The sequence below is a fragment of the Halomonas sp. G11 genome (genome assembly GCF_001663515.1).
Classification (GTDB): Bacteria; Pseudomonadota; Gammaproteobacteria; order Pseudomonadales; family Halomonadaceae; genus Vreelandella.
Genome location: NZ_LYXG01000012.1, coordinates 75,473 through 88,718 on the forward strand (window position 1 = coordinate 75,473; position 13,246 = coordinate 88,718).

Annotated in this window: 2 protein-coding genes (1 of these 2 only partly in view); both read right to left on the reverse strand. The window is 60.5% G+C overall.

Going from position 1 to position 13,246, the window contains the following annotated elements; genetic code table 11:
* On the reverse strand, positions 1 to 1,860 hold the full coding sequence (locus ADS46_RS06430; protein ID WP_066317822.1) for an HlyD family efflux transporter periplasmic adaptor subunit: 1,860 nt from the start codon (positions 1,858 to 1,860) through the stop codon (positions 1 to 3).
* Positions 1,857 to 13,246 carry the end of a calcium-binding protein gene (locus ADS46_RS06435; RefSeq protein WP_066317824.1) on the reverse strand. 15,127 nt of this gene lie beyond the right edge of the window, so the window shows 11,390 of its 26,517 coding nt (coding positions 15,128-26,517); its start codon lies beyond the right edge, outside the window; it ends in the stop codon at positions 1,857 to 1,859. Before ADS46_RS06435 ends, ADS46_RS06430 begins: the two co-directional genes overlap by 4 nt.

A 13,246-nucleotide genomic window follows, 5' to 3' on the forward strand; every position in this document is an offset into this window, starting at 1 on the left:
TCAGCCCCACCATCGCCAGACATTGAGACGCAGCCAGTCGACGAGTTCGCGGGTCCAGATGCTGATCAATCGATCTTCCCCCAGTTCGATCTTGCCAACCCCTTCCATGCCGGGGCGTAGTCCGGCCGGCGCCTCCTTGAGTTCCGCTTCGACGATGAAACGGTTGCTACCTTCCTGACTGCGGGTTTCCGGCGTAAGACGAGTCACCTCGAAGTCGAGCGGCGTATCGGTCATGGCGGATAGTATCAGCTCGCCCTGCTGTCCCGGAGAGACATCATTGATGCGCGCTTCATCCACCGCCAGTTCCAGGCGGTAGTCATCCTCCGGCGCCACCCGAAACAACTCTTCGCCCCCTTCCACGGCACTGCCCAGGCGTTGGGTCAAATCACCGCTGACCACGACACCATCATAGGGAGCCCGTAGATTGGCACGATCCAGTCGTGACTGGACCAATTGCAACTCTGCCTCGGCCTGGTCACGCTGTGCATCGACGACATTGAGCGAGGCGCGCTCGCCTTCGGCACGCAGCTCCTGGGCCTCGCTGGACAGCTTGGCCAGCTCACTCTGCGATTGAAGTTGCTGGAGACGAAGGTCACGGGTATCCATGGTGGCGAGAACATCACCCTTTTCCACCCGATCACCGGCACGCACCCGAGCATCGTCGATATACCCCTGAAAGGGCGCAGCGATCACCCGCTGCACATCGCTTCTGAGCGTCGCATCGGCTGACTGATGATCGGTACCGGTGGCGGAGTACGCAAATGCCGCCACTGCCAACAGCACGATCGCGGTCAATTTGTAACCGAGATGCCCCGCCCCCAGCAGTCGGGCGCTCTGCTCCCCCACCGCCGCTATCGCCTTGATCGGCAGCGGGCGGTCATTACGTCGCTTCTCTTCCAGGGCGCGGGTGCAGAGCGCCATGAGGCTCTGCAATGCCCCGATGTCCTCATCATCGAAGGGCTGCTCGCGCTCAATGGTCACCGCCCCCCGGGGCTTGCCGTCATCCAGACACGGCACTGTCAGGGCACATGGCACGTCGGTCATTTCGCAGAGCACGCCGTGGCAGCGATTGACCGGCGCGCCCGCTTCCTGCTCGACGCCTTCCTGGAGAGGCCAGACCACCGCCCGGCGCTGATCGAGCGCTTCATCCATGGCCGCTTCGGTCGCGCGGATGCGATTCATCTTGCGATTGAAGCGGGCACTGTGGGAGATCTGGCACATCCGGGTACGACTGCCCCGCCGCCATCCCAGACTGACACGCTCGGCATCCAGCGCCGCCGCCAGCCGGGTAGTGAGTTGCATCGCAGCGGCATCGAAACTGGACTGTTCGAGCACCGCTGCCAGCAAGGTGAGATGGTCACCGAGTTGCGACTGCCGACGCCGCGTGATGGCATGGTGGCGAGCCAGGATGTCGCGCTCGAGGCCGGCAACGGCGTCCTCGAGGCGCTGCATCAAGGGAACCAGATCGTCCTCTCGAGGCGACTCGGCGGGCGCACCTGAATGCGTGACACGCAGCGCCACGACCCCGATTAATGAGGCTCCTGCATTGTCTGAAAGGTCCCGCACAGGGTAGCCAATGGCCAGTCCGCCCTGGTCCAGAGCACTGACCAGACCGCGCTGCGCCTCACGCACCTGGTCGGCGAGATCCAGCAGTGCCACGCCATCGGCATTGGCCGGCCATAGCGCGACCGGCAGCCAGCTCGGCGACTGGCGCCATAGCACGATACCCTCGGCGACTTCGACACCGGGATACGACGCGGCCAGACGCTCGCCGTGGCGCGTCAGCCACGCCTGGGTATCGACGATGTCCGCCGAGGTGGCAGCAGCCTGAGTCTCGACGTCACCGGTCGTTGACGTCATTCATCCTCCTCATCACCTCCTTGACAGAGCCGTTGCCAATCGCGTGCGGCACATTCGCGGCGCAGCGCCTCCAGCCGGGTTTGAGACGCCCCCTGCGACTTGGCACCGGCCTTGGCGATCCCCCACCCTGTCGAGGCGGTAAGCGCCGTCAGGAATTCCTCGGGAATCGCCAGACCACTCTGTTCGATCAGCGCCTGAGCGGCGTCATCGCTCTCTGGCTCTTGCTCTTGCGTTTGTGCCTCCGGATTATCGGCGGATGGCTGAGCGGCTTCCTGGCCGTCACCTTGCATCGCCGTATTGGCATCCCCCATGGCGGGAGGATTGTCTTGTATCTGACGTTCCGCTTCCGCGCCGCTGGAGACATTGGCAGCGACTTGCGAGGCAATGCTGCCACGCAGCGAACTGCCTTCGCGCTGTTGCCACTCGGAGATCAACCGCTTCATACGTTCGATGGCGCTGTTGGCGGTGGTCGTATTGCCGCCATCGCCGCTGCGGGCATTCACGCCAGCGGTATTTCCCCCTCCCAGCAGCAGCCAGGTGCCGCCGTCACTGTCGCTATCGCCGTCTTCACCTTCACTCTCCCCGTCATTGCTGTAGAGGTCCTGTTGCGAGGAACGCAGCAGGTCCAGGCGGCCTTGTGCCAAGGTAACGAGCGAAATGACCTGTTCACTCTCGTCCGGCTCGGAAAGCGCGATACGGAAGCGGCCATAGTCACCAACCACCGAATCCTCTTCAAACGAAGCGGAGAAGCCGTCGCCACCGGCGCCACCAATGGCGATATCGCCGTCCGGGCCGGTGTAGATTTCATCATTACCTCCTTCAAAGAGGCTGATCGCTTCCACCGTGAGCAGCGCGGGATCACGGGTGACGCGGCCGAAGTCGCCGAACAGGATATCCTCGCCAGCGTTGCCTTCCAGTCGATCGCCGCCGGCACCGCCGAACAGGATGTCGCGATCGCTGCCACCGATCAGTCGGTCGGATTCGCCATAGGCCGGATTACCGGTTTCGGCCATGACGTAGCGGCCCTCGGCGTTGCTTTCGATGCGACCGTCATCGCCGATAGCGATGGACTCGCCCCCGGCGTTGCGGGTCTCGTCGCTGCCCATGCCGGCAATCACCTGGTCATCGCCTTGGCCGGTAACGATGACATCGCCGGCCCCGGTGGCGGCCGAGGTATCGAGACTCTTGACCTGGGAACGAATTCCGTAGAGCGCCTCGATACGACCGTTATCACCGAGCACGGTATTATCGCCACCGGCCAGGCTAATGGCATCGCTGCCGACACCGCCGATCACCCAGTCGTCGCCACGGCCTCCGTCGATGGCGTCATCGCCGCCGATTGCGAAGGTGTGCGATGCGAGACTGGCGATCCGGCCCTGCCCATCGAAGATCGCGTCGGCATGATCCCCGGCGATCAGGTCACGGCCATTGCCGGTGTCAATCCGATCGCTGCCATCGCTGGCGATGACCAGATTGTCACCATTTCCAAGACTGATGTGGTCATCACCGCCAAGCCCCGGATTCGTGGAAATGGCCTGATCAAGAACCCCGTTGTCATGCCAACTGATACGCCCAAGATCGGCCAGAACCAGGCTATTCTCATTACCGGTTCGAACTATATCGCCGCCGGTGCCAGCGACAACGGCTGCCTCACCCGTACTGACAGTTATCCTGTCGTCGCCGCCAACCGTCGGTGCAATACTTCGCATGGAAATCAAGACACCATGAGCATTCCAGCGCAGTTCGCCGTGATCGCCCAATACGATGCTATCAATAGCCCCGGGGCCGGACGTCATTTGATCAGCGCCTTCACCGCCCACGATCACGTTGGCACCATCACCACCATGCAGCTCATCATCCCCGCCAGCCGTGGTTGGCAGTGACTCAAGCGTGTGAAGGCCGCCAGCGGTATAGCGCAACTCGGCGTAGTCACCGACCAGCGTATCGTTGCCGCTCTGCGCGATGGCAATCTGTGTTCCGCCGCGCAGCAGATCACTGCCGCCACCGCCCAGCAGCACGTCGTCACCCTGACCGCCAGCCAGCGTGTCCTCGCCATCGTGGCCTTCGTCACGAACGATAATGCGATCCAGGACATCAAAGGCGTTGGGGCTGGCGAACTGAACACCGCCCTGATCGCCGATCAGCACATCATTACCCAGGCCACCTTCAAGTGCATCCGAAGCCGAGCCGCCAATCAGAATGTTGCGGCCATCCGTCACCGACAGGTGGTTCTCGCCGAGCGATGCCGGGTCGGTGGAGTGCACGGCGATGACCCGCTGGGAATTCATCAGGCGCTGACCGTCGACGCCGTCGCGCGAAGCCAGCTCGATCACGCCGTGATCGCCAAGCAGGATATCGTTGCCGCTGCCACCGATCAGCCGGTCGTCGCCGGTTTCCAGCCGATCGCCGGTGGATTCGTCGGCATCGCCGGTGGCACCATAGACGGTAAGCAGGCTGACTGTTTCGTCGATGCGGACATCCATGGCGAGATCGAGGCTGCCGTCACCGTAGAGATGGTTGTTGCCACCGGCACTGGCATCCAGCCGGTCATCGCCACCGCCGCCGAACAACTGATTGTCGCCTGTACCGCCGATGAGTTCGTCGTCACCCTGACCGCCAACCAGCACCACACCGCCGATGGCATCACTGGCGTCCAGCAGGTTATCACCATGCTCGGTGAAACGTTGGGCGTCGTCGGTCACACTGCCGCCATCGGCGAGGTAGGGGCCACCATTGCGGGCCGTATCACCGAAGACGACCAATGGCATCTGAGCCTCATAGCCGCCTTCAACGGTGATCGTGTCGCCACCACGCTCACCATCCTCGATGCGATTGCCGCCACCATGAATGGCGGTCAACGGTATCTCGCGGATGATGCCGACCTCACCGTCACTCAGCGAAAGCTCATCAAGCGTCATCGCCAGCAGCAGGCCCGTGCCTTCCTGGGTAAAGTCCTGGATGACATGACGCTCACCGTCGATGCGGATCGTATCGCCACGTCGGAAGCCGTCTTCATACCAGGTGCCGCCATCCTGACGTTCGAGAATACTGCTTTCGCCGTCTTCGCTGGCTTGCAGCACGATCTCGCCGTTAAAGTCGATCGGATCGGCGTCAACGCTCATCTCGTCGTTGCCGCTGCCTAGCCGCACTTCGACCGTTTCGAAACCGTGATACTCGACGCCGCGCGGTGTCTCGACCGTACCGCCTTTGCCATCGTCCTGCTCAAGGATGCCTTCGCCCATGCCCAGGCCGGTGATTCTTTCAGCGCTCATTTCGCCTTGCAGGTCTGCAACACTGGCATCGGCAGCGAGGATGACGTCGTCGGTATCGGTCATCTCGACATCGCCGGAGACCACGCCGACCCGGTCCTCGTCCGGCTCACCCGGCTCTTCGTAGGGCAGCATGATGGCATCTTCAAGCGAACGATCGGTATCGCTGGTGCCGCCTTCCAACATCAGCGGCCCCTGAATGCGGTCCAGCACATGGGGCTGTGGCGAGAAGACCTTGTCATTCTCGCTGCCTTCGGCGGCGACATAATCCGGATCGAAAGCCACCTTGACGTTGACTTGGTCGGCCCAGTTCTCGGCCGTGAAGGTGACCGACGGCACAGCGACCTCAGTCAGGGTCAGCGACTCGCCATCAAGGTTATCGTGGTCGGCCGTCAGATGGAGTTCGCTGCCTTCATCCGAGAGATGATTGACCTTGACCCGGCCATCGATACCATCCAATGACAGCTGCATGCCAACTCTCACGCCCAGGTCATTCCAATTCTCATCACCATCAAGAATCAGACGGGCGCCCGCTTCCTCGGGATCAAGCACGCTGACACCCCAGTTGCCGTCGGCCACGTTGCGCAAATCGATGCGATCGGCCTCCAGGTCAAAGTCGCTGAAGCCGTCGCTGTTGAGATCAATGGTGACGTCATCCTCCGGCGCCTGGGTCAAGCGCAAGGTGTATTCGTCAAAGCCGCCGTCGGCGCCCACCTGGGTGCGATCGCCGGTTTCCTGGACGACCACATCGGCACTGTCGTTGTCATAAGCGCTGACACGTACATTGCCTGGTTCGCTGTCGGTATAGACCGAACCGTCACGGTCCGAACTGATATCGAAGCCGATGCGATCATCCAGACGGTTTTCCGGGTCATCGTCATTGACGGCGCTGACCTCGATAGTCTGCAGCTCGTCCCAGTTATCGGCATCGAAGCTCAGCGTCTCCTGGCTGACCTCGAACTGCTCGTCGTCGTAGTCGAGCATCACCGTCACCGTTTCATCGTCTTCCGGGGGCGTGGTGAGCGATAGCTCGAAGCTGTCGGTCTGTCCGGTTTCGCTGTCGCCTTCGATGACGGTGAGATTATCGCCCTCATGATTGATGAAGAGGTCGCCCTGATCGCTGTCATAGACGGTGATCATGGCATTGGCGATGGGTTGCTCCTCGAGTTCCGCCAGTGGCTCTGGGATATTCTCGCCATCAGGCATGGTGACGTTGGTCATATGACTGATAGTCACGTCTCGGGTGCCTTCGACCACACCGTCCTCCGGGGCCTGAACGAAGATCTCCTGCTCACTGGTCCAGCCATTGACCTCGTCAAAGGTAAAATCGATCGTCTGGGCGCGGCGGTAGTCACCGTTCTCGCTGGTGGCGATATTGACCGTCTCAGGCTCGTTGCCATTCTTGGCCCGAGATCGATCCTGGCTCGACGACAGCGCCGCCGAGACGGTCAGGCTCACCATGGCGCCATCGGCGATATTCATATCGTCAGATAGCGCCAGATCGATCAGGTAGCTTCCCGGCCCATCGCCTTCGAGCAAACGTGTGCCGCCTTTCTGGTCGATCGATACAGAACCGCTCGATCCGTCGGCCACCGTGACCGGCGTGCCATCCGCCAACAGGTCGTCGTAGTCCTCATCGTCACTGTCGACACCGTGGGTAATCAAGCTGCTGCGCCCTTCGGCGTCGGCAGCGACCACGCGGCCTGTGACATCGCCACCGAGGCGGAAGCTGTCACTGCCCAGACCACCGACCAGTTCCGTGGTCACGTCGAAGGCCGTGGAGAGCACATAGAAGGTGTCGTCGCCTTCCAGGGCATCGACGTTGACTTCCTGGATACTGTCATAGCCAATATTGAGACCAGCGCCGAAGACACCGTCCTCGGTCACGACAAAATTGTCGTCTGCCTCGGTGCCCAATACGGTCAGGGTGTTGTAGCCGCTGCCGCCATCGATATCCACCGGGGCGTTGATGTTGTATTCGATGTGGTCGTCATCACCACCGCCACGGACTTCGATATCGTCCTCGATAAGGAAGGCGCGTACCACGAAGTCGTCATTGCCGGCCTCGCCCTCCATGCGCAGCAGACCCTTGTTGCTGTAGACCGTAAACTCGTCCTGGCCGTCGCCGCCATAGATGACCATCGACTCGCGGTTCCCCGGGCTGAGGAAGCCCTGGGTGGTTTCGGTGGTCACGATTTCGTCGCCTTCGCGAACGCCGGAGTTCTCGTACACGCCGTCGACGAGTTCATCCGGGTCGCTGGGGTCCTCGGCGAAGACCTGACCGATCTGGAAACGATCGTTGCCAGCGCCGCCGTCGAGCGTCATCAGCGTCGAGGTATCATCGACGATGAAGGCATCGTCCCCGGCGTAGCCGTTGATGCGCACCCGGCCGTTGAGGCTGTCGTCGTAGTCGATACGCTCGACATTCTCCCCTTCGACACCGGCTTCGGCATTGCCGCCCATGCGCGCGATGAAGTTCTGGCGGATAAGGAACAGATCGGCCAGATCGCCGCCGTTATCGCCCTCATGGCCACGGCCTTCGATGATCAGCTCGTCGACGCCGTCGTTGACGGCACCACTGTCACTGACGGTGATGCGATAATCGCCGTTGTCGCCCTTGCCGTCCTGATCACGGGTCACGATGCGCACCCGATCCGTGTCGCCCCCGCCGTCGAGCATGAGTCGCTCGTCGCGGTCGTTGAGTTCGGCGACACCCAGACGGTCCTCGCCAGCATTGCCGTCGACGGTCATTTCGCCGAGCAGTCGATCATCGCCGGTGGGATTGAAGACCAGCGTGTCGTCACCCGCGTTGCCCGCGACCGCGATCATGTCGGCATCAAGGGTACCTGTCGCCAGAAGGACGTCATCGCCAGTGCCCAGGCCGATATCGATGGTCGCCTCGGCATCAAAGCCGCCACTGATATCCAGCTCATCCGCACCGCGGCCCATCTGCCACGTGATATCGTCAGCGTCGAGCGAGCCGGAAATATCAACGTCATCGTCGCCATCGCCCAGTTCGCCGGTGATCGAGCGATTGGCGGACAACGTGCCCTGGACGGCCAGCGTATCCTCGCCCTGACCGGTCACCAGCTCGATGTCTCCTTCCTCGGCAACGTAGCTGCCATCCAACGTCAACTGATTGTCGCCATCGCCGGCATCGAGGAGGATATCGTCAGCGGTGATTTGCGTGCCGTCGCGCACCTCGAACTCATGGCGCTTGTCGCTCATCGCGATCATGACATTGTTACCCGCCATCAGCGTACCGCGCAGCGTGCTCTCGGCAATGGCATCATCCAGGTTCGACTCGTCGTCAACCGAGGAGGCGAGCTCGATTTCCATGAGGATGTCATGGTCGGCCTCGAGAGAAACGCCGTGGTCATCGACGATCACTCCGTCGGCCGCTTCGATGATCAAATCATCGGCGGCTGAGACGCTGACACCATCGGTGAAGGTGACCGTATCGCCGTTGTCACTACTGTCATCAGGATTTTCCATGGCTGTCAGTACGACGGTACCGTCGGCATTGATATCGCTGTCGACGACCAGCGGGCTGTTGGTAGTGAGCTCGATCTCACCTCCGGCGGTAAGACCGCTTTCGCTGACGTGCATCTCGCCAGTGTTGTCGAGGAACACACTACCCTGGGTCGATGCTCCTTCCAACTGGCCGATCCGCGAGGTGATGACGTTACCCCGCTCACCAATATTGTGCTGGGCGATCAGGTGAACATTGGCCGAGAGCAGATTGAACTCTTCGTCGGCATCCAGCGCATTTCGCATGGCCCCCAATGCCGTGATGAAGGCCAGGTTGTTGCCACTTGCCGTTCCACCGCCGGCCGATACGATGCCAAGCCCCAACGAATCACTCTTGTCGGTCAGATAGAGCGAGTCGAAGCTCTCGATATCCACCCGACCGAGAGTGTCAGTAATCAGGTCTTGGTCGACACTGCCTACCCCGCCAGCAACGGTCGCCAATGTCAGGTCGTGTGCAGTGACATTGGTGTCGAGTGACCCCGACTCGGCATTGGTGCTGAGTATCGACAGCAGCGCCGACAGATGGACATCGTCATCGGTCTCAATGTGTCCCACCCGTAGATCGGCATCGGGTGATGCCAGAGCGATGTCACCACCAGCTGCCGCGCTGACCTGCTCTCTGGCTTCGACCTCCAGCGAATCTCCCGCTGATAGATCACCAACCTGTCCCTCTGCCGTCAGCGTGATGTTATCGGCGAGCACCTTGAGCAGATCGTGGTTCAGACCGTCCAGGATATCGCCATCGGCGTCCAGTACGACATCGCCACGCTCGGAATAGAGTGACGCAATGTTGATGTCGCGGCCCTGCGTGGTTTCCAGGAAGATATCCTCTTGCGCACGCGCCGTGATCAGGCCATTGGCGTCCAGACGCAACTCGAGCGGCGTGTCGGCGGAGCCGATGCGCCCCGTCGCGGCCTCAAGGATGGCATCCGACGCCTCGATGACGGCACCATCATTGATGAGACTGCCGCCGACCTTGATGCGCAGATCGTCCGCCGCCGAGATATGGCTCAGCGCCAGGTCATTTTCCGATCCCAGATAAAGCGCGCCGGCGCTATCGACGCTGATTCCGGCACTGATATCGCGCTGTTCGACGTTCACGTCCTCCCGCTGATCGATGACGATATGGCTGAGATTGACATCGTCACCGGCGGACAGCGGATCCAGCAGCACCTGACCAAGTTCGATGGTCTGCCCCGTCTCGGACTGGACATCAGCACGTGTGGACATGACCAGCTCTCCAGAGGAGAGGCTCTCGACGGTGAGGTATTGGCCGTTTTCAGTGTAGTTGACCGTTTCCTCGCCATTCAGATACAGCTCGTCGCCCACCGACAGATCATAATTCGTCCAGTTGCCGCCGTCGGTGAAGGTGGCTGTCAATTGATTTCGCTCGCCCGAGGTATCGACCGCGAAGTCGACTTCCAGCCCCGAAATGAGACCATCGCGAATGTAGGTGATGTCATTGCGTTCGGCGGCGGACAGCAGTACGCGTTCGTCATCGGTGAGCGAACTGAACGCATCGCCCTCCTCGCCGACCAGCGAGATCGTTTCGTAGTCATCCACGGAGCCGACACTGCCGGCGTTCGTGACGATAGAGATCGAGCCACCGGCATTGATATTCGGTTCCTCGATATCCACCTGGGTATCGGTGGTTTCCTTGAGCAGCCCTTCACTGACAAGGCTGAGGAGTTGCGTTTCGGTCCAGACCTTGATGTTGGAGCGCAGCTCTTCTTTCTCGGCTTCACTGACGTCAACGGTGTGGTCCAGACGGTAAACGTCGGTTTCCCCACTATAATTCTCATGGAGATCATGGAACCGTTCGGTACGCGTCGTCTCGATCGTTTCGATCTCTTCCTCGCTGGCGCCTTGATCGAGCATGGCTTGGCGCTTGTCCTCACTGAAGCGGATGTCGGCATCGGGATCGTAGGCAACCCAGCGACGGTAGGTGACATCGGTCGCTCCGGCCATTGCCAGTGCCGAGCCCTTGATGACATAACCTCCGTCCTCAGAGAGGCTGGACAGCACCTTGGCAAGTGTTTCATCGACGCCTTCGAGATCCAGCGAATCGACATTTTCGAGATCGTCGCGTGTGAGCGTCTCGTAATCGGTCTCGCTGGTATAGAGGCGATGTTCGGAGCCCTCGTCTCCTTCTGGCGTCAGATCGACGGCGCGAACCGGATCGTCGTCCTCATCCACCACGACGAGTACGGAATAGTCACCGACATTACGCAGTCGATAACTCTCACCATGGTCGAGCTCGCCCAACTGGTCGTCGGAGAGACCAAGCCGCTCCTGCCAGTAGTTCTGGTATTCCCCAGTGCGACGATTTTCCAGATTCTCGATGGCGTCGTCCTGACGGCTGTCGTCGGTCAGTGAAAGTGCCGCCCAGACACCGTTCTTGAGCTCTTCGTAAGTACGTTCATCGCGCTCGGCCTCGGCATTGACGTCCAGCAGATCGCCCTGGTTGACATGAACCGTGACATCGCCGGCGGTCTGGATCGAATCGACACGCAGGTCGCCGGATGTCTCTTCGATAAAGACATTGCCGCCGCCATCGCCGTTGTCGATGATCAGCACGTCATTGGCACGCTGGAGAGCCGTGGCGCTGTCGCTGCGGAAGCTGGTGTCGATGCGAACCTGGTTATCGCTACTGCCGATGTCGCCGCCAGCTTCCAGCGTAATCATCTGGCCCGCAATCAGAGACGCGTCGCCCGCGGCAATGAGTGACGTTCGGGTGGAGAGTTCCACATCACCGGACTCGGCAGTGATACGATCCATCCGCAGTGACTCATTGCTGTGCAACAGGATATCGCCATGGGCACTGGACGCATTCAGTGCGCCTGACGGTTGGCCGTCACCCCCGACGAGTTCGACCACAACGGGAGAAGCTTCGTCGGTCGGCACTTCGCCGATGCCTTCCGCCGCGTCGAGGTCGATATCGCCGCCGCTGACCGACGGTGTCTCGTCACTGCCATTGACGATGCGACCTTCACTACTCTTCATCGTCACACTGCCGTTTTCACCTGCCATGACATCACCGTCGAGGACGATATCGCCGACTGAATCGACATTGATGCTGCCCTGCTCGCGGCCGAAGAAATCGATCGCGACGTCCTTGTCGGCTGCGATGTCATGGGTATGGCGGGTCGACTCAATGGTCTGGTTGGTCAGTTCGAGCTCATAGGTTTTCTTGCCATACCAGGTCGAGTCGACTTCCTCCAGTCCAGCGGTGTAGTAGTAGCCCTCATCCACGTAGGTATCGTCACTGAGCTTGATGGCATCGTCGCTGTCTTCGTCACCGACATAGCGCACGCCATCGCCACCGGAACTGGGATAGTTATCTTCGTTGGTGGTTACGTTGCTGTAGTCATATTCATTCTCATCACCATCCCCCTGATAGATATACCCCTTATCGCTGTCCCCTTCAGGGAGTAACTGTTTGGATAGCGTCTCCACGTCCGAGTCGTAGTCATCAGGTGGATCGGCCGCCAGAGCATCAAGTCCCGCCCATTCAGACGTGGTCAGGGTATAGGTTTTTTCGGTTTTCTCGGTCTGTAGCACCTCAAAGGCATAACGGGTGTTTTCCTTGGGTGTGAAGGTCAGATCCTCTTCAGCGAGCAGTTCCTGCCGTGTGAGGGTTCGGTCATCCTCGCCGGTTTCCGTCACCAGGAAACGACCGTCGTCCTGCTGGGCAACGGTCAGCTCGCTGATCACTTCATCAGTGTCCCGATTCCGGTCGATCATGGTCAGCTTGCCATCGCCGGGATTCTCGACATCCAGGTCAGCCAGAGAAATCGCATAGCTGGTCTGGTTATCGACATTGATATCGCCATAACCCGCCATGACGTCGATCTCACCGGTACCGGTATTGATCAGGCGACCATCGACCGTGACGTTGCCACCGCCGACCATGGCATCGGTCAATTCGATCTGCATGGTTTCGGGGTTGAAACCGATATCGATGGCCTTTCCACTCCGGCCTGAGGCGTCCGTCAGGCGGAACGCACTGGTTTCACCACGTGCCAGCTTGCGGCGGATGATATCAGCGTCCGATTCGTCGATCGTCACGTCGATCTCGTCGACACCGCTCTCGATGCGGCCGTTGAGGTTGATCAGATCGGCTTCAATATTGACCGTTCGGGCAATGGTCGGATCGCCACGCGACATATCGTTCAATGCGTCGATCATGTCATCGGTACGATCCTCGTCTTCGCGCTGCTCGTTGAGGTCATCGAAGAAGTCGGCGAGCCAGTCCGGCATGCCGGAAGTATCGATCTGCCCCGGCGCGGCACTGGCGGTCCAGCCTTCGGTGAAAGCCTTCATGGTCCTGTAGGGCAGTTCGCCCAGAGAGTAACGACTGACACCGCCGATGTTGATGGTCTCTTCCGCCGTCAGATCCAAGCTGCCGACAACCAGCGAGGCACCGTCACCGTTGATCAGATCCTCAGCATCGCTGCTGAGATCGAAATCCTTCCCGGCCAGGATCGTGGCATCGGCCAACGGTGCATAGATATCGCCGCGGACCTTCACGCTGGGCATGACGGCATCGCGGTCGAACTCATCGATGACCAGCGAGAAGTCTTCGT